Genomic DNA, 23,365 nt, shown 5'->3' with positions numbered 1-23,365 from the left:
CCGAAAGGCGCAAAGGACCCCACTTCTCTGGCGTGGCCCTGCCGCGAGGGTCACGCTGGGCGGTGGGGGCAGTGCGGGGGGATTGCTATGCGCGACAGGTTGTCCACGGGGGTGGTGTACGTACTGCTTGCGCTGCTCGCCGCCCTGCTGACGGGGTGCACCCAGTCGGCGGCCGGCGGGGAGAGCGACGAGGGGTCCGGTACTACGGCCCCGGTCTCGCCGTCCGCCACCCGGACCTCCGGGTTCGGCGCGGTGTTCCTCGCGGTCGACGAGTGCAGTTCCTTCGGCAAGACCAGCTTCACCGAGGTGCCCTGCGCCGGCGAGCGGGCGGCGGCACGGGTCGTGGCCCGGCACGACGGCACCACGGCCGGAGGGCCGCCGTGCCCGGCGACCACCGACTTCGTGCTGCACATCAGTGAGCAGAGCCGGATCTCCGACGAGGACGGCGACGGGGCGGTGCCCCAGGGGTACGCCTGCATGCGCAACCTGCAGCCACCGCATCCCGGCGACCCCGGCGGTGGGGGCGGGCCGCGGACCATCATCGGCGACTGTCTGTACAGCTCGGGCAGCGGTCGGGTCAGGGAGACCGCGTGCGACGGGCGGGGCGTGCGGAAACCGCAGTACAAGGTGGTGAAGGCGGTCGCCGAGCGGGCTCGGTGCCCGCTGTCGACGGCCCTGTACGTCCAGCTCGGCGGCCCGCAGCCGGTGGGCTGCGCCCGGCCGTTGTGAACCCGGCCGGGCGCGGCTGGCGGACTACGGGCGCAGGGTGGGCTCGCGCTCCACGTCCCGCACGTCCAGCTTCCTGTCGAACGTCGCGAGCGGCTTCGCCTCGGTCACGGCCGTGGCCGGGACACCCGCCCAGGCCAGGATCCTGGCCGTGGCGAACGCCTTCTGGTCGGCGACCAGACCGGCGACGTTCGCCCCGTGGTTCATGCCGGGCGCGGTGAACACGTACGCGTCCTTCGCCCCCTTGTCGACGCGGAACCGCTCCGCGCCCCACGGGTCGTTCTGGCCGTAGACGTAAAGCATGTGGCGGGCGTTGTTGCGCACCCAGGTGTCCACGTCCCGCATCGCGTACGGCTGGAACTTCGTCGGGATGTCCCGCGGGACGAAGTTGCGCGGCGGCTGGTAGCCGTAGCGGACGTACTTCTTCTCGATGTGCGGGAACCCGATCGTCGGCGCGCCGAGCTGGGTGGCCGCCTGGTAGTAGTACGGCGTGTACGTCTCCAGGCCCTGGTCGGCGTAGGCGGAGAAGCCGGAGATCGTGTCGACGGAGTTCCAGATCTGGTCGTCCGTCGCGGTCTTGGCGTCGGGCGGGATCAGTGTGTCGTCACCGCAGTTGGCGAGCAGGTTGTACTGCCAGAAGCCCCACACGTAGTCGAGGACGACCGCCTCGTAGGCCTTGTCGAGGCTGCCGACGGTGGTGAAGGTGAAGCCTTCGGCCGCCGCGTACTCGGCGTACTTCTTCTCCAGGGCCTCGCGCCGGACCAGGGCCTCGCGCTGCACCGCGTTCAGCCGGTCGCGGCACTCCTCGGTGCCGACCTTCGCGAAGAAGCGGTCGTAGGCCGAGTCCTCGTTGTTCACCACGTCGTTGGGGGCGACGTAGGCGACGACGCCGTCCATGTCGCGCGGGTAGAAGCGCTCGTAGTAGGTGGCGGTCATGCCGCCCTTGGAGCCGCCCGTGGAGATCCAGTTCTTCGAGTAGATCTTCTTCAGCGCCTGGAAGATGCGGTGCTGGTCGCTGGCGGCCTGCCAGATGTCCAGCTTGGTCCAGTCGGCCGGGGCCGGCCGGGAGGGCGTGAAGAAGCGGTACTCCATGGAGACCTGGTTGCCGTCCACGATCTGGGTCGGCTCACTGCGCCGGGGCGTGGTGGAGACGTTGTAGCCGCCGGTGTAGAACACCGTCGGCCGGCTGACGTCCTTGTGCAGCACGGTGATCCGCTGCTGGAACGTGCCCTTGGACGGGTGCCGGTGGTCGACCGGCTGGGTGTAACTGAGCACGAAGAAGCGGTAACCGGTGTACGGCTTCTCCTCGATCAGGCTCATCCCCGGGACGGCGAGGAGCTGGTCCTTGATGTCGGTGGTGGCACTGGTGCCTCTGGCCTCCGGCTCCGCGGCGGTGGCCGCGCCTGCCGTGCCGACCGTGCCTATGAGCACGACCAGCGTGAGAAGCCATCTGAGCGCCTTGCGCATGCACCCTCCCCTGTGAGTACAGATGTCCGCCGGACGCTAGCGGGGCAAGTCCGGTCGGCACCAGGGGAGATGGCGTCTCGATGGGGAAAACCCTGTGAGAAAGCTGTGTCTCAGAGGCGGATCCAGCCGTGCGAGTCGTACGTGCCCCGGCCGACCGCGCCCTTCACCCACACCTTCCGCTGCCCGGCGTGCACGGTGACGGGGCCTGCCCGGTACTTGTACCGGCCCGCGTCCTCGACCGGCCGCAGCCCGTAGGCCCGCAGGCTCACCTTCATGTACTGCCGGACCCCGGGGCGATCGGGAAGCGTGACCGCGCACACGTAGCCGCGCCGCTTGTAGACCTCCACCGTGCCGGTCGAGAACGGGAACGACCTGACCTTGCGCCCCTCGCACGACGAGGCCACGGCATGCGCGTGCCCCGGCGCGGCGACCCCGAGCATCCCGGCCACCGCCATCACGGCCAGCCCCTGAGCCAGTCGCCGTATCGCTCCACTCTTCACTGCCGTCCCTCCCGCAGCTTTCGGGCGTACAGGTGTACGGACGCACAACGTATGTCCGACGGTTGCACGACCGTCAGCGGGACACCTCGACCGGCTCCCCCACGAACGTCCGCCACAACTCGGCGTACCGCCCCTCCAGGGCGAGCAGTTCGTCGTGGGTGCCGTCCTCCACCACGCGGCCATGATCCATCACGACGACCCTGTCGGCACGGGCCGCGGTCGTCAGGCGGTGGGCCACGACGAGCGTCGTACGACGGCCCGCGAGGCGGTCGGTGGCCTGGTTGACCTGGGCCTCGGTGGCGAGGTCGAGGGCCGCCGTGGCCTCGTCTAGGAGGAGTATGTCCGGGTCGACCAGCTCGGCGCGGGCCAGCGCGATCAGCTGGCGCTGGCCCGCCGAGAGGTTGCGGCCCCGCTCGGCGACCTCGTGGAGGTAGCCGCCCTCCAGCGTGGCGATCATCTCGTGGGCGCCGACCGCGCGGGCCGCCGCCTCGACCTCGGCGTCGGTGGCGTCCGGGCGGCCGTAGGCGATGGCGTCCCGGACCGTGCCCTGGAAGAGGTACGCCTCCTGCGGGACCACACCGAGGCGGTGGCGGTAGGAGGTCAGGTCCAGGGCGCGCAGGTCCGTGCCGTCGACGGTGACCCGGCCGCCCGTCGGGTCGTAGAACCGGGCCACCAGCTTGACCACGGTGGACTTGCCCGCGCCCGTCTCGCCGACGAACGCGACCGTCTGACCTGCGGGGATCTTCAGGTCGATGCCGCCGAGGGCCTCTTCGTCGTCCCCGTAGGCGAAGTGCACGTTCTCGAAGGCGACTTCGCCCCGCAGGGAGAGGACCTCCAGGGGCTCCTCGGCCGCCTTCGTGGACGTCGGCTCCTGGAGCAGCTCCTGGATGCGGCCCAGGGAGACGGTCGCCTGCTGGTAGCCGTCGAAGACCTGGGAGAGCTGCTGGACCGGGGCGAAGAACAGGTCGATGTAGAGGAGGTAGGCGACCAGCGCGCCGGTCGTCAGAGTCGCCGCGTCCACCCGGCCCGCGCCCGCGATCAGCACGGCGGCCGCCGCGACCGACGAGAGCAGCTGTACGAAGGGGAAGTAGATCGAGATCAGCCACTGGCCCCGGATGCGAGCCTGGCGGTAGCTGTCACTGCGCTCGGCGAACCGGGCCCCGCCGTCCCGCTCCCGCCGGAACGCCTGCACGATCCGCAGCCCCGACACCGACTCCTGGAGGTCAGCGTTGACCAACGAGACGCGTTCCCGGGCGAGTTCGTACGCCTTCACGCTCGCCTTGCGGAAGAAGTACGTGGCGACGACCAGCGGCGGCAGCGTCGCGAAGACGACCAGCGCCAGCTGTACGTCGAGCACCAGCAGGGCGACCATGATGCCGAAGAAGGTGACGACCGAGACGAACGCCGTGACCAGACCCGTCTGGAGGAAGCTCGACAGGGCGTCGACGTCCGTCGTCATCCTCGTCATGATCCGGCCCGTCAACTCCCGCTCGTAGTAGTCGAGTCCGAGCCGCTGGAGCTGGGCGAAGATCTTCAGGCGCAGGGAGTACAGGACCCGTTCGCCGGTGCGTCCGGTCATCCGGGTCTCGCCGATCTGGGCGGCCCACTGGACGAGGACCGAGAGCAGGGCGAGCAGGGCCGCCGTCCAGACCGCGCCCATGGCCATCCGTGAGACACCGTCGTCGATGCCGTGCCGGATCATGATCGGAAGAAGCAGGCCCAGGCCGGCGTCCGCGGCGACCAGGCCCAGGCTGATCAGCAGCGGGCGTCCGAAGCCGCGCAGCAGCCGTCGCAGGCCGTACGACTCCTCGGGCGTGACCGCGCGTGCCTCGTCGATGTCGGGAGTGTCCGTCGCCGGGGGCAACGCGTCGACCTCGGCGAGGAGTTCGGGGGTGGCCGGGGTGCCGGCGAGGGCCAGATCCTTGCGCTCGCGGTCGCCGGTCCACAGGCGGGGGGTGACCCCGCGCTCGGCGTCGAACTCGGCGTCCAGCTCGTCGCGTACGGAGGTGTCCTCGTCCACGGCTTGTGCGGCGACCGGGTGGGCGTGGCCCGGGGAGGTGCCACCGAGGCCGTCGGGGTCGGTGAGCAGACGGCGGTAGAGGGCGGAGCGCCGCTCCAGCTCCTCGTGGGTGCCCACGTCGGCGAGGCGGCCGTCGTCCAGGACAGCGATGCGGTCGGCGAGGTTCAGGGTGGAGCGGCGGTGGGCGATGAGGAGGGTGGTGCGGCCCTCCATGACCTGCTTCAGAGCCTCGTGGATCTCGTGCTCGACCTGGGCGTCCACGGCGGAGGTGGCGTCGTCCAGGACGAGCAGGCGCGGGTCGGTGAGGATCGCCCGGGCGAGCGCGACGCGCTGGCGCTGGCCGCCGGAGAGGGTGAGGCCGTGCTCGCCGACCTTGGTGTCGTAGCCCTCGGGCAGCTCGGCGATGAAACGGTCCGCCTGGGCGGCGCGGGCGGCCTTCTCGACCTCCTCCTGCGTCGCGTCGGGGCGGCCGTAGGCGATGTTGTTGCGGACCGTGTCCGAGAACAGGAAGGAGTCCTCGGGGACCAGGCCGATCGCGGCCCGCAGGGAGTCCAGGGTCAGCTCGCGGACGTCGTGGCCGCCGATGAGGACGGCGCCGTGGGTGACGTCGTAGAAGCGCGGGAGCAGGAGCGAGACCGTGGACTTGCCCGAGCCGGAGGAGCCGACGACCGCGAGGGTCTCGCCGGCGCGGATCTCGAAGCTCAGGCCGTCGAGAACCGGGCGCTGATGGTCGTAGCCGAAGGACACGTCGTCGAACTCGACGGTGGCCGGCGCGTCGGCGGGCAGCTCCTTGGTGCCGTCCTTCAGGTACGGCTCGGTGTCGATCAGCTCCAGGACGCGCTCGGTGCCGGCGCGGGCCTGCTGGCCGACCGTGAGGACCATGGCGAGCATGCGGACCGGGCCGACGAGCTGGGCGAGGTAGGTGGAGAAGGCGACGAAGGTGCCGAGCGTGATGTGACCGCGGACCGCGAGCCAGCCGCCGACGGCCAGCATCGCGACCTGGCCGAGGGCGGGGACGGCCTGGAGGGCCGGGGTGTACTTCGAGTTGAAGCGGATCGTGCGCAGGCGGCCCGCGTAGAGGCGGCGGCCGACCTCCCGGAGCTTGCCCGTCTCCTGGTCCTCCTGGCCGAAGCCCTTCACCACGCGTACGCCGCTGACGGCGCCGTCGACCACGCCCGCGACGGCGGCGGCCTGGGCCTGGGCGTACCAGGTGGCGGGGTGCAGCTTGGAGCGGGAGCGCTTCGCGATCCACCACAGGGCCGGGGCCACCGCCAGGGCGACCAGGGTGAGCGGGATCGACAGCCAGGCCATCACGACCAGGGAGATCACGAAGAGGGCGATGTTGCCGATGGTCATGGGCAGCATGAAGAGCAGGCCCTGGATCAGCTGGAGGTCGCTGGTGGCCCGGCCGACGACCTGGCCGGTGGACAGCTCGTCCTGGCGGCGGCCGTCGAGGTGGGTGATCGTACCGAACATCTCCGTGCGCAGGTCGTACTGGACGTCGAGGGCGAGACGGCCGCCGTAGTAGCGGCGGACGTAGGTGAAGACGTAGACGAGGACCGCCGCGCCGATCAGGGCACCGGCCCAGGGGGCCATGTCCCTGCTGTGATCGCCGATGACGTCGTCGATGATCACCTTGGTGACCAGGGGGACGAGCGCCATGACGGCCATGCCGCCGAGGGAGGAGCCGAGAGCGAGGACGACGTCCTTCGGGTAACGCCAGGCGTACCCGGCCAGTCGTCGTGCCCAGCCCCGTTGCGGTTCCACGCGGTGCCCTCCGGTGTGTCGGTCGTCCTGATCTACCGGAAGGCACCAACGCCAAAGGAAGCGGATTTCATCCCTCCGCAACATTCCCGAGTGTCGGACCCGTGTCAGACCCGCACCCTCAGGTAGTAGAACCGGGTCGTCTGCACCGCGTTCTGGTTGTCGTCGCTGACCAGGAGCACCTTGAGGCGGCCCTTGGCGTGGCCGGTGATCGCCATGCCCTCGATGTTGTCCAGGAGCGGGTTCGGCTGGGGCTGCTTCGCCGTCGCGCCCAGGGTCGGGCAGCTCGCGATGTCCGTGAGCAGGGTCTTCCTGATCAGGCGTACGCCGGACTGGCCGGTCAGGTTCTCGACGCCGCTGGTGTCCGTCGCGTGGCGGGGGTCGGCCAGGTAGAGGCGGACCGTGTTGCCGACGCCCGGGGTGAAGCCGCGTTCCAGGACGAGGAGGCGGCCGTCGGGGAGGGCCTGGACCTCGGGGACGCCGAGGAAGGCGGCGTCGGTGCGGTAGGCGTACTGGGCTCCGGGCCTCCAGCCCTTTCCGTGCCGCTGCCAGGTCTGGAAGCGGACGATGCCCGCCGTGTCGCCGGAGAGCGCGTACTCCATGGAGGCGAGCAGCGTGCGGCCGCCGTTCAGGAGGGTCAGGCCCTCGAAGGTCTGGTTGGCGGTGGCGCGGCCCGCCGGGGCGACCTGGAGGGCGGCCGGGACGGGGAGGCGGTCGAGGATCGTGCCGTCCGCGCTGTAGCGGCGGATCGACGGCTCGGTCTCCGAGGTGATCAGCCGGGTGCCGTCCCGGTCGATCGCCAGGCCCTCGGAGTCCAGCGCGGCGCCGTTCTCGTCGGCGAGCGGGACGGCCGACGTCGGCGCGAGGGTCCTGGCGTCCAGGTCGAACAGGGCCGAACGGTCGGAGAGGGCGACGAGCGAGCCGTCCCGGTCCACCGCGAGCGCGGAGAGGTTGCCGACGAACGTGCCGTCGTACGTCGTCTTGTCGAGCGCGTCGGAGAAGCGGTCGAGGGAGACGGACGGGGAGCAGGCGTGGCTCACCGGCGCGGCGGCCTGCGCCGGGCCTGTGGCCGCGAGGCAGGTCGCCGCAGCCAGGGCCGCGGTGGTGGTCGCGAGTACGGTTCTCAGCTGCATGGACGTCACCGTAGGACGGGCCGGTGACGTCCGGGAGTCCGGCAGGCGTCAGCTCGCCGCGAGATCCCGGTGGATGACCTTGGCGACACCCTGGATCGTGGTGATGCCGTAGTTCATGGTGCTGTTGCCGTGCGTGAGCACCGTGATCGTGTAGTCGTGGCCGCCGCCCTTGAAGGTGCCGACGCTGTGCACCCGCCAGCCGTGCGTGGAGCGCTGGAGCCAGCCGTTCTTGACGTGCCAGGAGACGCCCGATCCGGCGCCGTACGGTGTGCCCCAGCGCTGCGAGGAGATGACCTGGCCCATCAGCTTCAGGATGTAGGCGCGTGAGTTGTCGCTCAGGACCGTGTTCGTCGCGGTGAGCAGCTTGAGCAGCTTCTGCTCGTCGGTGACGGTGATCTGGGTCAGGCCCCAGTAGCCGTTCGCCCCCGGCTTGGTCTGGGTCATGCCGGCCGCGGCGAGGAAGCCCTTGATCTTGGTCAGGCCGAGCTGTCGCCACAGCTTGCTGGTCGCGTCGTTGTCCGACTTGGTGATCATGGCCTTGGCGAGGGTGTTCTCGCGGTCGGTCAGATACCGGTTGTGCTTCTTCGCGTCCCACAGCAGCGTGGCGAGAACGGTCACCTTGACCACGCTCGCGGAGTCGTAGGCGGTGGAGGAGCGCAGGGTGCAGGTGGTGTTGGTCGTACGGTCGTAGAGGCCGACGGCGACCGTGCCCGAGCGGTTGGAGAGGGCGGACGTGATGTCCCGCTTGAGTTTGTCGGCGAGGCCCGCCTTGGCGGACGTGCAGCTGACGGCCGGTGCGGTCGCGGCGGCGGCCGGCGTGGCGACGGCGACGCACGCGGCCAGCGCGCCCGTCGCGATCCATTTCTTGTGTCTGAATATCCCCCGTGTCATGCCCTGTTGACTCTCGTACGGGGGCGGATGGTTGTACGCATGGGGAATGGTTGTGCGAGTCGTTACCTAACCCGTGGCGTTTTCACAGGAGAGCACCAGGTACGTCACAGCCCTCACCCAACCGCCCTTCGCACGATGCCCGGGTGACATCTGCCACCGATCCCCACCCCCACGCCGAGCCCGTGTCCGCCGACTGGCCACCGCCGGCCCCGCCCGCGGCGCCCCCGGACAAGGCCCCGCGCTGGTCGCTGCCCGTACTGCTCGCGATCCTGGCCCTGGCCGGCGTCCTGTACGGCTGGAATCTGTCCGGATCCGGCCTCAACAGCTTCTACAGCGCCGCGATCTACAGCGGTACGCAGAGCTGGAAGGCCTGGTTCTTCGGCTCTCTCGACGCGGGGAACTTCCTCACCGTCGACAAGCCGCCGTTCGCCCTGATGGTCATGGGCCTGTCGTGCCGGGTCTTCGGCTTCGGCACCTGGCAGATGATGGCGCCCGAGATCGGGGCCGCCCTCGGCACCATCTGGATCCTGCACACCTCCGTGAAGCGGGTGTTCGGGCACGCGGCGGCCGCGATCGCCGCGCTCGTCCTCGCGCTGACCCCGATCACCGTCGCGATCAACCGGGACAACAACCCCGACACCGTCCTCGTCCTGCTGATGGTCGGCGGCGCGGCCCTCGCCCTGCGCGCCGTGCGCACCGACAGGCTGCTGCCGCTGATCGGCTCGGCGGTCCTGTTCGGGCTCGCCTTCAACACCAAGATGCTCCAGGGTTACATCGCCCTGCCGGCCGTCTTCGCGGTGTACCTGTACGCCTCGAAGCTCGGCTGGCGGAAGAAGGCCGTCAACCTGGCCCTCGCGGCGGTGGCGTTGGCGGTCTCCAGCTTCTGGTGGGCGACGGCCGTGTCCCTCGTCCCGGCCGACGACCGGCCCTACATCGGCGGTTCGACCGACGGCTCCGCCTGGAACCTGATCATGGGCTACAACGGCCTGGGCCGGGTCCTCGGCGGCGAGGGCAACGGCGGGGGCGGGGGCGGGGGCGGGGGCGGTACCTTCGCCGGCACCGCGGGCATCGGCCGGATGTTCAACGACATCCTCGGCGGCCAGATCTCCTGGCTGATCCCCTTCGCCTTCCTCGCGCTCGTCGCCGGTCTCGTGCTGCGCGGCCGGGCTCCGCGCACCGACATGACACGGGCCGCGCTCGTCCTGTGGGGCGGCTGGCTGGTGCTGCACTACCTGACCTTCGCGATGGCCGAGGGCACCATGCACCCGTACTACACGACCGCGCTCGCCCCCGGCATCGCGGCGCTGACCGGCGCGGGCGGCGTCATGCTGTGGCGCGCCTTCCGCGGCGGTGACGCCCGCTGGTCCTGGGTGCTGCCGGCCGGGCTCGCGGTCACCGGCCTCTGGGCGATCGTGCTGCTGCGCCGGGCCACCGGCTGGAACACCTGGCTGTGGCCGGTCGTCGGCGTCCTCATGGTCCTGGCGATCGCGGGCCTGCTCGTCTTGCGTACGGCGGGCTCGGGGACGCGGCTGCGGCTGCTCGGGGTGTCCGTCGCGGCGGCGATCGTGGCGGCCCTGGCGGGCCCGACGGCGTACGCCGCCTCACCGGCCCTCTCCTCCGCCTCCGGCGGCATGGGCGGCACCAACCCGACGGCGGGTCCGTCGACCGGGGGCGGCATGGGCGGTCCCGGGGGCGGCCGGGGCGGCTTCGGCGGCCGGATGCCGGGCGGCACCCGGCAAGGCAGCGGCCAGGCGGGCGGGGAACTCCCCGGCGGCGGTGACGGCAACGGCCGGATGCAGCCTGGTGGCGGTACCGGTGACCTTCCGCAGGGCGGCGCGCCGGGCGGCACGAACGGGGAGGGCCCGGGCGGCGGTACGGCTCCCGGTGGCGGCACGAGTGGCGGCCCCGGCGGCGGGGGCGGTGGCCGCGGCATGGGCGGCAGCGTCGACAGCGCGCTGGTCTCGTACCTGGAGAAGCACCAGGACGGCGCCAAGTGGCTGCTCGCGGTGTCCAATTCGCAGAGTGCCGGCCAGCTGATCCTCAGCACGCACAAGCCCGTCATCTCCATGTGGGGCTTCACCGGCACCGATCAGGCGATGACCCTCGCCAGGCTCAAGGAGCTGGTGAAGAAGGGCGAGTTGCACTACATCCAGCTCGGCGGCGGGGGCATGGGCGGCAACAGCAGCCTCAGCCAGGAGATCACCAGCTGGGTGCAGAAGAACGGCACGGCGGTGAAGGCGAGCGACTACAGCACGAGCAAGAGCTCGACGTCGAGCACGAACACCTCGACGGTCTACCGCCTGGACCCGTCGGACGTCGGCTGACCAAGTCCCGGCACGGCGGCCCCCGATCACGCGACGGGGGCCGCTTTCGCGTGTCAACTCGCGTAGGCAAGGCCTGATTTGCCGTTTCAGGTCACCCAATGGACACGCGCCATCCATTTACACCGCCGCATGTCCATGTCACGCTCCCAACTGCCGCCTCCATTCAACCCGCGTAGATGGGACCCCCTTTATGCTGGCGACACGCATCCGCAGCTGGAAGTCGGTGGCGCTCACCACCGCCGCCGTGCTGGTCGGGCTCGCCGCCCCGGTCGTGACCACGACCCCGGCCGCCGCCACGACGACCGCGTACGACGCGACGTACTACAAGAACGCGGTCGGCAAGACGGGCACGAGCCTGAAGTCCTCGCTGCACACGATCATCAGCGCCAACGTCTCGAAGATCTCCTACTCCGCGGTCTGGGACGCGCTCAAGGTCACCGACCAGGACCCGAACAACAGCAGCAACGTGATCCTGCTGTACAGCGGTGTCTCCCGCAGCAAGTCCCTCAACGGCGGTGACACCGGCGACTGGAACCGCGAGCACGTGTGGGCCAAGTCCCACGGCGACTTCGGCGAGGTGACCGGCCCGGGCACCGACCTGCACCACCTGCGTCCCGCGGACGTCCAGGTCAACAGCATCCGCGGCAACCTCGACTTCGACAACGGCGGCAGCGCCGTCACGGGCGGCGGCGGCAGCACCGTCGACTCCGACTCCTTCGCGCCGCGCGCCGCGGACCGGGGCGACGTGGCCCGCATGATCCTCTACATGGCCGTGCGCTACGACGGCGGCGACGGCTTCGCCGACCTGGAGCCCAACGAGAAGGTCAACAACGGCTCCAACCCGTACATCGGCAAGCTCTCCGTCCTCAAGGCCTGGAACGAGGCGGACCCGCCGAGCGCCTTCGAGGAGAAGCGCAACCAGGTCATCTACGACACCTACCAGCACAACCGCAACCCGTTCATCGACCACCCGGAGTGGGTCGAGGCGATCTGGTAGAGCGCTCGGAGGACGCCTGCCGAAGGCTTGGTGAGGCGAGCGTCCTGGACCACGCAGCACCCAGCCAATGTCTCCGGGGACGTACGAACCCCCGGAGACGCTGGTTTTTTGTGGGGCCGGGGTTTGCGAGATACCGGCCGGCATTTGCCCCGCCATGGCCGAGGACGCCGATGACACCGTGTTGTCAGTGGCCCGGGATACGGTGCGGCGTGATTGGCCGGACGGAGATCGTGAGGGACTCGCGGCTATGGGGGGTGGGTCGGACAGGCCCCGGCAGCCAGCTCGGGACTGGAGATGTGATGCCATGTATCCACCCCCCTCTTCCGCCCTCCGCCGGCTCTCCCGCGCTGCTGCTCGCGCGGGTGGGACGATCTTGGCGGTGTGATCACGGCGCGGGAGCGGTCCTGGACAGCCCCGTTCGCTGGGCTGCGTTCGGATCAGTTCGGTCGGCCGAGGCACCTCTATGTGTGCTTCCCGCCATCGAATGACCAGGCCTCAACCCCCATGCGTCGGCGCGAACATCCGCAGCACCGCCGGAAGCACGACCACCGACGGCCCCGGTGAGCCGAGCGCCTTCGACAGGTCGTCCGCGAGGGTCTCCGGGGTCGTACGGACCCCGGGGACACCGAACGACTCCGCCAGTGCCACGAAGTCCGGTCGGGTCAGTTCCGTCGCCGTGGCCCGGCCGAAGGCGTCCGTCATGTACTCGCGCAGGATGCCGTAGCCGCCGTCGTCGACGATCAGCCAGGTGACGTTCAGGTCGTACTGGCGGGCCGTGGCGAGTTCGGCGATGGAGTACAGGGCGCCGCCGTCGCCGGAGACCGCGAGGACCGGGCGCGAAGGGTCGGCCACCGCCGCACCCAGCGCCGCGGGGAAGCCGTAGCCGAGGCCGCCGGCGCCCTGGGCGGAGTGCATGTGGTTGGGGCCCTTGGCGTCGAAGGCCGACCAGGCCCAGTACGCGAGGATCGTCATGTCCCAGAAGGACGGGGCGGAGGCGGGCAGGGCCCGGCGGATCGAGGCCAACAGCTCCTGTTCCAGGGTGAGTTCCTGGGCGGCGATACGAGCCGAGACGCGGGCCAGCACGTCACGTACACGCTCCGGAGCCTGCGCGTCCTGCCTCGGGGACACCGTCTCCAGCAGCGCCTGCAACGCCAGTCGCGCGTCGGCGTGGATACCGAGCGCGGGGTGGTTGGACTCCAGCTTGCCGAGGTCCGCCTCGATCTGGACGACCCGGCCCCGGGGCTTGAACGTGTGGTAGTTCGAGGAGAGTTCGCCCAGCCCCGAACCCACCACCAGCAGTACGTCCGCGTCCTCCAGGAAGTCCGTGGTGTGGCGGTCCTCGATCCACGACTGGAGGGACAGGGGGTGCGTCCAGGGGAAGGCGCCCTTGCCGCCGGGAGTGGTGACCACCGGGGCCCGCAGAACCTCCGCCAGCTGCCGCAGCTTCCCCGAAGCGTCCGCGCGCACCACTCCACCGCCCGCGATGATCGCCGGACGCGCGGCGCGAGAGAGCAGGTCGGCCGCCACCGCCGTGAGTTCCGGGCGCGGTGGCAGCTCCTCGGGGAAGGCGTCGCCGCCCGTCACCACGGGGATCAGGGTCGGGGACAGCAGCACGTCCTGCGGGATCTCCACCCACACCGGGCCGTGCGGGGCGGTCAGCGCCGACTTCCAGGCCGCCTCGATCGCGGAGGGGATCTGGGACTGGGTGCGGACGGTGTGGACCGACTTGACCACACCCCTGAACGAGGCGGCCTGGTCCGGGAGTTCGTGCAGATAGCCGTGGCGGCCACCGCCGAGACCGGCCGAGGGGATCTGGCTGCTGATCGCCAGGACGGGCGCCGAGGCCGCCGCCGCCTCCTGGAGAGCGGCCAGGGACGTCAGCGCCCCGGGTCCCGTCGACAGCAGCAGCGGGGCCGCCTCCCCCGTGATCCGGCCGTACGCGTCCGCAGCGAAGCCCGCGTTGTTCTCCACCCGCAGGCCGATGTACCGCAGGTCGGAGCGCCGTAGCGCGTCGAACACGCCGAGCGCGTGCTGGCCGGGCAGGCCGAAGACGGTCGTCGCGCCGAGCGCGGCCAGCGTCTCCACGACCAGGTCTCCGCCGTGGCGGCCGGGAGGAGGGTTCAGAGCAGCGGAAATCTGCGCCTCCGTCGGACGGAGCACCAGGTCGTGGTCGTGAGTCACTGCGCGCGGGCCTCTGCAATCTGGCGGGACATGATCGTGGTCAGTTCGTAGGCGGTGTGGGAGGCCGCCACCGACGTGATCTCCGCGTGGTCGTACGCGGGGGCCACCTCGACGACGTCCGCCGACACCAGGTTGCACGATGCCAGACCCCGGAGGATCTCCAGCAGCTCGCGGGAGGTCATGCCGCCCGCCTCGGGGGTGCCGGTGCCGGGCGCGTGGGCCGGGTCCAGGCAGTCGATGTCGATGGAGATGTAGAGGGGGCGGTCCCCGACGCGCTGGCGGAGCTGGTCGGCGACCTCGTCCACGCCGCGCCGCATGACGTCCGCGGACGTCACGATGCCGAAGCCCAGCTTCTCGTCGTCGGTGAGGTCCTGCTTGCCGTACAGCGGCCCGCGGATGCCCACGTGGGAGAGGGCGGAGGTGTCGAGGATCCCCTCCTCCACCGCCCGCCGGAACGGCGTCCCGTGCGTGTACTCGGCGCCGAAGTAGGTGTCCCAGGTGTCGAGGTGGGCGTCGAAGTGGAGCAGGGCGACCGGGCCGTGCTTCTTCGCGACGGACCTGAGCAGTGGGAGGGCGATGGTGTGGTCGCCGCCCAGGGTCATCAGGCGGGCGCCGGTGCCGAGGAGGTCGTCCGCGGCCGCCTCGACCGTCTCGACGGCCTCGTTGATGTTGAACGGGTTCACGGCGATGTCCCCGCCGTCCGCGACCTGCGCCAGCGCGAACGGGGACGCGTCCTGCGCCGGGTTGTAGGGCCTGAGCAGCCGGGACGCCTCACGGATAGCGTTGCCGCCGAAGCGGGCGCCGGGCCGGTAGGAGACACCCGAGTCGAAGGGCACGCCCACGACGGCGACGTCGGCCCGCCCGACCTCGTCGAGGCGCGGCAGCCGGGCGAAGGTCGCGGGCCCGGCGTAGCGCGGGATGCGGGAGGAGTCGACGGGGCCGCGAGGGGTCTCGTTGCTGCTCATGGGGTGATGCCTTCTTTCCTGTGCTTCATCGCACATAGGGCGATACAAAACGTATGAAGTTGTGTGGCATGGCCTTCGACACTAGGCGGCCGCAAGACGATCGCGAATTGTGCGTTTCGTACACAGCGGTGCGACAGGATGGAGGAAACGTCCATCAAGCGCGCTGCGCAGGTCATGAGCGCGTGAGCCGCGTCCCAGCGGGCGGGATGCGGGGCGGTCCCGTGAGGGCGTACCTCAGAATGGGAGACATGCCGATACCCGGGACACCCAGCCGCGCCGAGCTCGTCGACCACCTTGTGAAGACCCGTATCGCGGGCGAGGTGGCCACGCCGCGGGAGAACAACCTCTCGCACTACCGCCAGCTGGCGAACGGCAACCGCCACTACTGGCTCGGCCTGGAGCTCGGTGACCGCTGGAGCGACGAGCAGGACGTGCTCGCGGTGATGGCGGAGCGGGTGGGGGTCAACGACGACCCGGAGTACCGGTACGGGCAGGACACCATCGACCCGGAGCTGACCGTCGGCGCTCTGGAGCGGATGGCGGCCCGGCTGCGCAAGGCGGCGGACGGGCAGCAGCGGGTGCTTCTCGCGACCGGTCATCCCGGCGGGCTTCTCGACGTCCACCACTCCACCGGCGCCGCGCTGCGCGCCGCCGGCTGCGAGATCGTCGTCATCCCGGACGGGCTGCAGACGGACGAGGGGTACGTCATGCAGTTCGCGGACGTGGCGGTCCTGGAGCACGGCGCGACGCTGTGGCACACCCACTCCGGCGACCCGATGAAGGCCGTCCTCACGGCCCTGGAGCGCGAGGGCCGCCCGCTGCCCGACCTGGTCGTCGCCGACCACGGCTGGGCGGGGTACGCCGCTCAGCACGGCGTGGACGCGGTGGGCTACGCCGACTCCAACGACCCGGCGCTCTTCGTGGGCGAGGCGGAGGGCACGGTCCAGGTGACCGTGCCCCTCGACGACCACGTGGTGAGCCCGCGCCACTACGACCCGATGACGGCGTACCTGCTGAGCGAGGCCGGGCTGTCCTAGCCAGGACTGTCCTGGGCGTGGCTCACCTGGGCGCGCGGACCACGCCCTCCTGGATCACCGAGACGGCCAGCCGGCCGTCCTGGGTGTAGATGCGGGCCTGGCCCAGGCCCCGGCCGCCCTGGGCCGACGGGGACTCCTGGTCGTACAGGAGCCATTCGTCGGCGCGGAAGGGGCGGTGGAACCACATCGCGTGGTCCAGCGAGGCCCCGACGACGTCACCGACCGCCCAGCCGCCGCGGCCGTGCGCGAGCAGGATCGAGTCGAGGAGCGTCATGTCGGAGACGTACGTGGCGAGGACGACGTGCAGCAGCGGGTCGTCCGCGAGCTTGCCGTTGGTGCGGAACCAGACCTGGGAGTGCGGCTCGCGCGGCTCGCCGAACCTTCCGTACGGCGGATCGTCGGCGTACCGCAGGTCGATCGCCTCGCGGGTCTCCAGGAACCGCTCCACGACCGCCGGGTCCAGGTGGTCGTAGCCGCGCAGCCGGTCCGCGGAGGTGGGCAGCGTCGCCGGGTCGGGGGCGCCGGGCATCGGCGCCTGGTGGTCGAAGCCGTCCTCGTGCCGCTGGAAGGAGGCGGAGAGGGCGAAGATCGGCTGGCCGTGCTGGACCGCGAGGACCCGGCGGGCGGTGAAGGACCGGCCGTCGTTCATGCGGTCGACGGTGTAGACGATCGGCGCGCCCGGATCACCGGGACGCAGGAAGTACGCGTGCAGGGAGTGGGCGAGCCGGTCCTCGGGGACCGTCCGCCCGGCGGCGACCAGCGCCTGCGCCGCGACCTGCCCGCCGAAGACGCGCGGGACGACGGCGGGGCGGGAGTGGCCGCGGAAGATGTCCTCCTCGATCTGCTCGAGGTCGAGCAGATCGAGGAGGTCCTGAAGTGCCTGGCTCATGGGGTTCTTTTGTACCGGCCGGTGATTGCGGGCGGCTTACAGACCCATGTCCTTCGCGATGATCGTCTTCATGATCTCGCTGGTGCCGCCGTAGATGCGGTTGACACGGTTGTCCGCGTACAGGCGGGCGATCGGGTACTCGTTCATGAAGCCGTAGCCGCCGTGCAGCTGGAGGCAGCGGTCGATGACGCGGTGCGCGACCTCGGTGCAGAACAGCTTGGCGGAGGCGGCCTCGGCGGGGGTGAGCTCGCCGGCGTCGAGGGCTTCGAGCGCGCGGTCGGCGACGGCCTCGGCCGCGTCGACCTCGGCCTGGCAGGCGGCCAGCTCGAACTTGGTGTTCTGGAAGGAGGCGACCGGCTTGCCGAAGACGGTGCGCTCCTGGACGTACTGCTTGGCGAACCGGACGGCGGCCTTGGCCTGCGCGTAGGCGCCGAAGGCGATGCCCCAGCGCTCGGAGGCGAGGTTGTGGCCGAGGTAGTAGAAGCCCTTGTTCTCCTCGCCGAGGAGGTCCTCGACGGGGACCTTGACGTCGACGAACGCCAGCTCGGCGGTGTCGGAGGTCTTCAGGCCGAGCTTGTCGAGCTTGCGGCCGATGGAGTAGCCCTCGGACTTGGTGTCCACGGCGAACAGGGAGATGCCGTGGCGGCGGTCCTCGGCGGTGGGCGCGGAGGTGCGGGCGCAGACGATCACACGGTCGGCGTGGACGCCACCGGTGATGAAGGTCTTGGAGCCGTTGAGGACGTAGTGCGTGCCGTCCTCGGAGAGCTTGGCGGTGGTCTTCATGCCCGCGAGGTCGGAGCCGGTGCCCGGCTCGGTCATCGCCAGGGCCCACATCTCCTCGCCGGTGACGAACTTCGGCAGGAACCGCTTCTTCTGCTCGTCGGTGGCGAGCATCTTGATGTACGGCAGGCCCAGCAGGACGTGCACACCGGAGCCGCCGAACTGCACACCCGCGCGTGCCGTCTCCTCGTACATGACGGCCTCGAACTTGTACGAGTCGATGCCGGCGCCGCCGAACTCCTCGTCCACGCGGATGCCGAAGATGCCGAGCTCGGCGAGCTTGTAGTAGAAGTCGCGCGGCGCCTGGCCGGCTGCGAACCACTCGTCGTAGACGGGGACGACCTCGGCCTCGATGAAGGCGCGCAGGGTCTCCCGGAACGCCTCGTGATCCTCGTTGAACACCGTACGGCGCACCGCCGCCACCTCCACCTGGCTCAAGGGTCCATATCTAAGCGCTTGCTCAGAACTCAAAGGTACCGGCCGGTAAGGAGAGCCGTCCAGAGGTGATCCCGTAACGCTCGTCACGCCGCCGCGGCCGCGAACGCCCCCTTGGCCATGCGGTGCAGCAGCTCCGCGGTGGCGCCGCGACCGGGAAGCGAGCCGGGGCGGCCCAGGTGCGGGGTGGAGTTCAGGAGCCCGAAGACGGAGTGCACGGCCGAGCGGGCGGCGGGTTCGGCGAGGCCGGGGTAGACCTCGCGCAGGATCTCCACCCACAGCTCGACGTACTGCCGCTGCAGCTGCCGCACCAGCTTGCGGTCGCTCTCGCGCAGGCGGTCCAGCTCGCGGTCGTGCAGGGTGATCAGGGGGCGGTCGTCGAGCGCGAAGTCGATGTGGCCCTCGATCAGCGAGTCCAGCAGCGCCTCGGGGTCGCCCTGGCCCGACTCGGCGACCCTCCTCTTCCCGCCCGTCAGCAGTTGGCCGCTGATGCCGACCAGCAGCTCCGCCAGCATCGCGTCCTTGCCCGGGAAGTGCCGGTAGAGCCCGGGGCCGCTGATGCCGACGGCCGCGCCTATCTCGTCCACGCCCACGCCGTGGAACCCGCGCTCGGCGAACAGCCGCGCGGCCTCCTTGAGGATCTGCTCGCGGCGGGTGGGGGCGTCGGTTCTCGTGGCCATGAAAGCAATTCTAGACAGGGAGGTTAGCGGTCGTTAACCTGAAGGAGATGGTTAACGCTCATTAACAGGCGATCACTGGGTGAGGGGACCGCGAGGACATGGATCAGGCACCCGAGCTGACGAGCGCGGCGGACCCCGCGTCCGAGGCCTGGAAGGCCAACGAGGAGGCCCACCGGGCCCTCGTGGACGAGCTGCGGGACAAGCTCGCGGCGGCCCGGCTGGGCGGCGGGGACAGGGCCCGCGAGCGGCACACCGCGCGCGGGAAGCTGTTGCCCCGGGACCGGGTCGACACCCTCCTCGACCCCGGCTCGCCCTTCCTGGAGCTGGCCCCGCTCGCCGCCGACGGGATGTACGACGGACAGGCCCCGGCGGCCGGGGTCATCGCCGGGATCGGGCGGGTGAGCGGGCGCGAGTGCGTGATCGTCGCCAATGACGCCACCGTCAAGGGCGGCACGTACTACCCGATGACGGTGAAGAAGCACCTGCGCGCGCAGGAGGTCGCCCTCGACAACCACCTGCCCTGCATCTACCTCGTGGACTCCGGCGGCGCCTTCCTGCCGATGCAGGACGAGGTCTTCCCGGACCGCGAGCACTTCGGGCGGATCTTCTACAACCAGGCCCGGATGTCGGGGGCCGGCATCCCGCAGATCGCCGCCGTGCTCGGCTCGTGCACGGCAGGCGGCGCCTACGTCCCCGCCATGAGCGACGAGGCCGTGATCGTCCGCAACCAGGGCACAATCTTCCTCGGTGGCCCCCCGCTGGTGAAGGCCGCCACCGGAGAGGTCGTCACCGCGGAGGAGCTCGGCGGCGGCGAGGTGCACTCCCGGATCTCCGGCGTCACCGACCACCTCGCCGAGGACGACGCCCACGCGCTGAGGATCGTTCGGAACATCGCGGCCACGCTCCCCGCGCGCGGGCCGCTGCCCTGGTCCGTCCGGCCCGCCGTGGAGCCCAAGGTCGACCCCTACGGCCTCTACGGCGCCGTGCCCACCGACTCCCGCACCCCCTACGACGTCCGCGAGATCATCGCGCGCATCACGGACGGCTCCCGTTTCGCCGAGTTCAAGTCCGAGTTCGGGCAGACCCTGGTCACCGGCTTCGCCCGGATCCACGGCCACCCGGTGGGGATCGTCGCCAACAACGGCATCCTGTTCTCCGAGTCGGCCCAGAAGGGCGCCCACTTCATCGAGCTGTGCGACCAGCGCGGCATCCCGCTGCTGTTCCTCCAGAACATCTCCGGCTTCATGGTCGGCAAGGACTACGAGGCCGGCGGCATCGCCAAGCACGGCGCCAAGATGGTGACCGCGGTCGCCTGCACGCGCGTGCCCAAGCTGACGGTGGTCGTCGGCGGGTCGTACGGCGCCGGGAACTACTCGATGTGCGGCCGGGCCTACTCCCCGCGCTTCCTGTGGATGTGGCCCAACGCCAAGATCTCCGTCATGGGCGGCGAGCAGGCCGCGTCGGTCCTCGCGACCGTCAAGCGGGACCAGCTGGAGCAGCGGGGCGAGAGCTGGTCCGCCGAGGACGAGGACGCCTTCAAGGACCCGATCCGCGCCCAGTACGAGCGTCAGGGCAACGCCTACTACGCCACCGCCCGCCTCTGGGACGACGGGGTCATCGACCCGCTCGACACCCGTCAGGTGCTCGGCCTGGCCCTGACCGCATGCGCCAACGCGCCGCTGGGCGACCCCCAGTTCGGCGTCTTCCGGATGTGAGGACCCATGTTTGACACAGTGCTTGTCGCCAACCGGGGCGAGATCGCGGTCCGCGTCATCCGCACCCTGCGCGCCCTGGGCGTGCGCTCGGTGGCCGTCTTCTCCGACGCGGACGCCGACGCCCGGCACGTCCGGGAGGCCGACACCGCCGTACGGCTGGGACCGGCGCCCGCCTCGGAGAGCTATCTGTCCGCCGAGCGGCTCCTGGAGGCGGCCGCCCGCACCGGCGCCCAGGCCGTCCACCCCGGGTACGGCTTCCTCGCCGAGAACGCGGCCTTCGCGCGTGCGTGCGAAGAGGCCGGGCTGGTCTTCATCGGGCCACCGGCGGACGCGATCTCCCTCATGGGCGACAAGATCCGCGCCAAGGAGACGGTCGAGGCGGCCGGAGTGCCGGTCGTGCCCGGCGGCCGCGACCCCGAACTCGCCGAGGCCGCGCGCGCGTTGGGCGCCCCGGTGCTGCTGAAGCCGAGCGCGGGCGGTGGCGGCAAGGGCATGCGGCTGGTCCGGGACCTCACCGTCCTGGAGGAGGAGATCGCCGCCGCCCGCCGCGAGGCCCGCACCTCCTTCGGCGACGACACCCTGCTCGTGGAGCGGTGGGTCGACCGGCCCCGGCACATCGAGATCCAGGTGCTGGCCGACGGCCACGGGAACGTGATCCACCTCGGCGAGCGCGAGTGCTCCCTCCAGCGCCGGCACCAGAAGATCATCGAGGAGGCGCCCAGCGTCCTCCTCGACGAGGACACGCGCGCGTCGATGGGCGAGGCGGCGGTCGAGGCGGCCCGCTCCTGCGGCTACCGGGGCGCGGGCACCGTGGAGTTCATCGTGCCGGGCGACGACCCGTCGTCGTACTACTTCATGGAGATGAACACCCGCCTCCAGGTGGAGCACCCGGTCACCGAGCTGATCACCGGCCTGGACCTGGTGGAGTGGCAGCTGCGGGTGGCGGCGGGCGAGCGGCTGCCGTTCGGGCAGCAGGACGTCCGGCTGACCGGGCACGCGATCGAGGCCCGGATCTGCGCCGAGGTCCCGTCGAAGGGCTTCCTCCCCTCCGGCGGCACCGTGCTGCGACTCCACGAACCCCAGGGCGACGGCGTCCGCACCGACTCCGGGCTCAGCGAGGGCACCGAGGTCGGCAGCCTGTACGACCCGATGCTGTCCAAGGTCATCGCCTACGGCCCGGACCGCGCGACCGCGCTCAGGAAGCTCCGGGCGGCCCTCGCACAGACGGTGACGCTGGGCGTGCAGACCAACGCGGGGTTCCTGCGCCGGCTGCTGGCCCATGAGGCGGTGGTCGCGGGCGAGTTGGACACCGGGCTGGTCGAGCGCGTGGTGGACGACCTGGTCTCCACGGACGTACCGGACGAGGTCTACGAGGCGGCGGCGGCCGTACGGCTCGATGCGCTGCGTCCGCGCGGAGGGGGCTGGACCGATCCGTTCTCGGTGCCGAGCGGCTGGCGGCTCGGGGGCTCCCGGTTCACGAAGGCCGTCGGCTTTCCGCTGAGCGTGCAGGAGCCCGTGGAGTACGTCCCGCGCGGCACCCACACCGTCACCGACGACCAGGTCACCGTCACCCTCGACGGGGTCCGCCACACCTTCCACCGGGCCGGTGACTGGGTGGGCCGGGACGGCGACGCCTGGCACGTCCGCGACCACGACCCGGTGGCCGCGTCCCTCACCGGCGGCGGGCACGCCGGTGCCGACTCCCTCACCGCCCCCATGCCGGGCACGGTGACCGTCGTGAAGGTGGCCGTCGGCGACGAGGTGGCCGCGGGGCAGAGTCTGCTCGTCGTCGAGGCGATGAAGATGGAGCACGTCATCTCCGCCCCGCACGCCGGCACGGTCGCCGAGCTGGACGTCACGCCGGGCACCACGGTCGCCATGGACCAGGTGCTGGCGGTCATCACCCCCGTGGACATCACCCCCGTGGAGGACGAGCGATGACACTCCCCATGGTCGTACCGGAGAGCGGGCTCCCGGCCCGCGTCCGCATCCACGAGGTCGGCGCCCGCGACGGCCTGCAGAACGAGAAGTCGACCGTGCCCACCGAGGTCAAGGCGGAGTTCGTGCGCCGCCTCGCCGACGCGGGGCTCACCACGATCGAGGCCACCAGCTTCGTCCACCCCCAGTGGGTGCCCCAGCTCGCCGACGCGGAGCAGCTGTTCCCGCAGATCGCCGACGTGCCCGTCGACCTGCCGGTCCTCGTGCCCAACGAACGCGGCCTGGACCGCGCGCTGGCCCTCGGAGCCCGCCGGGTCGCCGTGTTCGCGAGCGCCACCGAGTCCTTCGCCAAGGCCAACCTCAACCGCACGGTCGACGAGGCACTGGCGATGTTCGAGCCGGTCGTCGCACGGGCGAAGGGCGAGGGCGTGCACGTGCGCGGCTACCTGTCGATGTGCTTCGGCGACCCGTGGGAGGGCGCGGTCCCGATCCCCCAGGTCACCAGGGTCTGCCGCGCCCTGCTCGACATGGGCTGCGACGAGCTGAGCCTCGGCGACACCATCGGAGTGGCGACACCGGGGCACGTACGCGCCCTGCTGACCGAACTCGACGTCCCCGTCGAGAAGGTGGGCGTGCACTTCCACGACACCTACGGCCAGGCCCTCGCCAACACCTACGCCGCCCTCCAGCACGGCGTGACCACCGTGGACGCCTCCGCGGGCGGCCTCGGCGGCTGCCCGTACGCCAAGTCCGCCACCGGCAACCTCGCCACCGAGGACCTGGTGTGGATGCTTCAGGGCCTCGGCATCGACACCGGTGTCGACCTCGGCCGTCTCGTCGCCACCAGCGTCTGGATGGCCGAACACCTGGGCCGACCCAGCCCGTCCCGCACCGTCCGCGCCCTCTCCCACCAGGAGTGAACC

At 71.0% G+C, this 23,365-nt stretch carries 17 protein-coding genes; 7 read left to right on the top strand and 10 right to left on the bottom strand.

What is annotated here, in order from left to right; all coding sequences use genetic code 11:
* Nucleotides 1-87 precede the first annotated feature (87 nt).
* Nucleotides 88-729: a hypothetical protein gene (locus ACFVYN_RS27245; protein WP_390002739.1), complete on the top strand. Its 642-nt coding sequence runs from the start codon at nt 88-90 to the stop codon at nt 727-729.
* A gap of 24 nt (nt 730-753) precedes the next feature.
* Here ACFVYN_RS27245 and ACFVYN_RS27240 read toward each other — a convergent pair whose 3' ends face one another.
* From ACFVYN_RS27240 to ACFVYN_RS27220, 5 genes are all read right to left on the bottom strand, one after another.
* Complete coding sequence (locus ACFVYN_RS27240; protein WP_390002736.1) at nt 754-2,193, bottom strand: S28 family serine protease; 1,440 nt, start codon at nt 2,191-2,193, stop codon at nt 754-756.
* 110 nt (nt 2,194-2,303) lie between these two features.
* Nucleotides 2,304-2,693 carry a hypothetical protein gene (locus ACFVYN_RS27235; protein WP_390002733.1) on the bottom strand — a complete coding sequence of 130 codons (390 nt, stop codon included), beginning with the start codon at nt 2,691-2,693 and terminating at the stop codon, nt 2,304-2,306.
* A 73-nt stretch (nt 2,694-2,766) separates the two neighbouring features.
* Nucleotides 2,767-6,480, bottom strand: a complete 3,714-nt coding sequence (locus ACFVYN_RS27230) for an ABC transporter ATP-binding protein (protein WP_390002731.1) — start codon at nt 6,478-6,480, stop codon at nt 2,767-2,769.
* Nucleotides 6,481-6,584: 104 nt separating this feature from the next.
* Nucleotides 6,585-7,610, bottom strand: coding sequence for an esterase-like activity of phytase family protein (locus ACFVYN_RS27225; protein WP_390002728.1), 1,026 nt, complete (start codon nt 7,608-7,610; stop codon nt 6,585-6,587).
* A gap of 48 nt (nt 7,611-7,658) precedes the next feature.
* Entirely contained in the window at nt 7,659-8,501 is an 843-nt protein-coding gene (locus tag ACFVYN_RS27220; RefSeq protein ID WP_390002726.1) for a serine hydrolase, read from the bottom strand.
* Between the two features lie 143 nt (nt 8,502-8,644).
* Here ACFVYN_RS27220 and ACFVYN_RS27215 point away from each other — a divergent pair, with 143 nt between their 5' ends.
* Complete coding sequence (locus ACFVYN_RS27215) at nt 8,645-10,825, top strand: glycosyltransferase family 39 protein (protein WP_390002724.1); 2,181 nt, start codon at nt 8,645-8,647, stop codon at nt 10,823-10,825.
* 190 nt (nt 10,826-11,015) lie between these two features.
* Nucleotides 11,016-11,822, top strand: coding sequence for an endonuclease I family protein (locus tag ACFVYN_RS27210; RefSeq protein ID WP_390002723.1), 807 nt, complete (start codon nt 11,016-11,018; stop codon nt 11,820-11,822).
* 495 nt (nt 11,823-12,317) lie between these two features.
* On the opposite strand, the gene ACFVYN_RS27205 is transcribed toward ACFVYN_RS27210, so the two are convergent.
* Together ACFVYN_RS27205 and speB are read right to left on the bottom strand one after the other, a co-directional pair.
* Nucleotides 12,318-14,003 (bottom strand): thiamine pyrophosphate-binding protein, encoded by a 1,686-nt coding sequence (locus ACFVYN_RS27205; RefSeq protein WP_390002720.1) that lies wholly within the window; start codon nt 14,001-14,003, stop codon nt 12,318-12,320.
* Complete coding sequence (gene speB / locus ACFVYN_RS27200; RefSeq protein ID WP_390002718.1) at nt 14,000-14,968, bottom strand: agmatinase; 969 nt, start codon at nt 14,966-14,968, stop codon at nt 14,000-14,002. The genes ACFVYN_RS27205 and speB overlap by 4 nt, the downstream gene beginning before the upstream one ends.
* Nucleotides 14,969-15,216: 248 nt before the next feature.
* Here speB and ACFVYN_RS27195 point away from each other — a divergent pair, with 248 nt between their 5' ends.
* Nucleotides 15,217-16,005, top strand: a complete 789-nt coding sequence (locus ACFVYN_RS27195) for a phosphatase (protein WP_390002716.1) — start codon at nt 15,217-15,219, stop codon at nt 16,003-16,005.
* 22 nt (nt 16,006-16,027) lie between these two features.
* Here ACFVYN_RS27195 and ACFVYN_RS27190 read toward each other — a convergent pair whose 3' ends face one another.
* The 3 genes from ACFVYN_RS27190 to ACFVYN_RS27180 form a co-directional block, all read right to left on the bottom strand.
* Nucleotides 16,028-16,894 (bottom strand): acyl-CoA thioesterase, encoded by an 867-nt coding sequence (locus ACFVYN_RS27190; protein WP_390002714.1) that lies wholly within the window; start codon nt 16,892-16,894, stop codon nt 16,028-16,030.
* Nucleotides 16,895-16,930: 36 nt separating this feature from the next.
* Nucleotides 16,931-18,088, bottom strand: a complete 1,158-nt coding sequence (locus tag ACFVYN_RS27185) for an acyl-CoA dehydrogenase family protein (RefSeq protein ID WP_390002792.1) — start codon at nt 18,086-18,088, stop codon at nt 16,931-16,933.
* 107 nt (nt 18,089-18,195) lie between these two features.
* The gene (locus ACFVYN_RS27180) at nt 18,196-18,789 is read right to left on the bottom strand and encodes a TetR/AcrR family transcriptional regulator (protein ID WP_390002712.1); all 594 of its coding nucleotides are present in this window, start codon (nt 18,787-18,789) and stop codon (nt 18,196-18,198) included.
* A 98-nt stretch (nt 18,790-18,887) separates the two neighbouring features.
* Between ACFVYN_RS27180 and ACFVYN_RS27175 the strand changes: the two genes are divergently transcribed.
* From ACFVYN_RS27175 to ACFVYN_RS27165, 3 genes are read left to right on the top strand one after another with little or no spacing between them, the layout of a single operon-like run.
* Nucleotides 18,888-20,504: a carboxyl transferase domain-containing protein gene (locus tag ACFVYN_RS27175; protein ID WP_390002710.1), complete on the top strand. Its 1,617-nt coding sequence runs from the start codon at nt 18,888-18,890 to the stop codon at nt 20,502-20,504.
* A 6-nt stretch (nt 20,505-20,510) separates the two neighbouring features.
* A complete protein-coding gene (locus ACFVYN_RS27170) occupies nt 20,511-22,445 on the top strand; it encodes an acetyl/propionyl/methylcrotonyl-CoA carboxylase subunit alpha (protein ID WP_390002707.1) in 1,935 nt (644 codons plus the stop codon).
* The gene (locus tag ACFVYN_RS27165; RefSeq protein ID WP_390002705.1) at nt 22,442-23,362 is read left to right on the top strand and encodes a hydroxymethylglutaryl-CoA lyase; all 921 of its coding nucleotides are present in this window, start codon (nt 22,442-22,444) and stop codon (nt 23,360-23,362) included. Before ACFVYN_RS27170 ends, ACFVYN_RS27165 begins: the two co-directional genes overlap by 4 nt.
* The last annotated feature ends 3 nt before the right edge of the window (nt 23,363-23,365 follow it).

Source organism: Streptomyces sp. NPDC058307 (genome assembly GCF_042880295.1).
In the GTDB taxonomy this organism is placed as follows: Bacteria; Actinomycetota; Actinomycetes; order Streptomycetales; family Streptomycetaceae; genus Streptomyces.
This window is presented reverse-complemented; position numbering and strand designations above follow the sequence as displayed.

Coding starts and splice junctions, on each gene's coding strand:
- ACFVYN_RS27245 (WP_390002739.1), top strand. CDS start 88: ATGCGCGACAGGTTGTCCACGGGGGTGGTGTACGTACTGCTTGCGCTG.
- ACFVYN_RS27240 (WP_390002736.1), bottom strand. CDS start 2,193: ATGCGCAAGGCGCTCAGATGGCTTCTCACGCTGGTCGTGCTCATAGGC.
- ACFVYN_RS27225 (WP_390002728.1), bottom strand. CDS start 7,610: ATGCAGCTGAGAACCGTACTCGCGACCACCACCGCGGCCCTGGCTGCG.
- ACFVYN_RS27220 (WP_390002726.1), bottom strand. CDS start 8,501: ATGACACGGGGGATATTCAGACACAAGAAATGGATCGCGACGGGCGCG.
- ACFVYN_RS27210 (WP_390002723.1), top strand. CDS start 11,016: ATGCTGGCGACACGCATCCGCAGCTGGAAGTCGGTGGCGCTCACCACC.
- speB (WP_390002718.1), bottom strand. CDS start 14,968: ATGAGCAGCAACGAGACCCCTCGCGGCCCCGTCGACTCCTCCCGCATC.
- ACFVYN_RS27195 (WP_390002716.1), top strand. CDS start 15,217: ATGCCGATACCCGGGACACCCAGCCGCGCCGAGCTCGTCGACCACCTT.
- ACFVYN_RS27190 (WP_390002714.1), bottom strand. CDS start 16,894: ATGAGCCAGGCACTTCAGGACCTCCTCGATCTGCTCGACCTCGAGCAG.
- ACFVYN_RS27180 (WP_390002712.1), bottom strand. CDS start 18,789: ATGGCCACGAGAACCGACGCCCCCACCCGCCGCGAGCAGATCCTCAAG.
- ACFVYN_RS27175 (WP_390002710.1), top strand. CDS start 18,888: ATGGATCAGGCACCCGAGCTGACGAGCGCGGCGGACCCCGCGTCCGAG.
- ACFVYN_RS27170 (WP_390002707.1), top strand. CDS start 20,511: ATGTTTGACACAGTGCTTGTCGCCAACCGGGGCGAGATCGCGGTCCGC.
- ACFVYN_RS27165 (WP_390002705.1), top strand. CDS start 22,442: ATGACACTCCCCATGGTCGTACCGGAGAGCGGGCTCCCGGCCCGCGTC.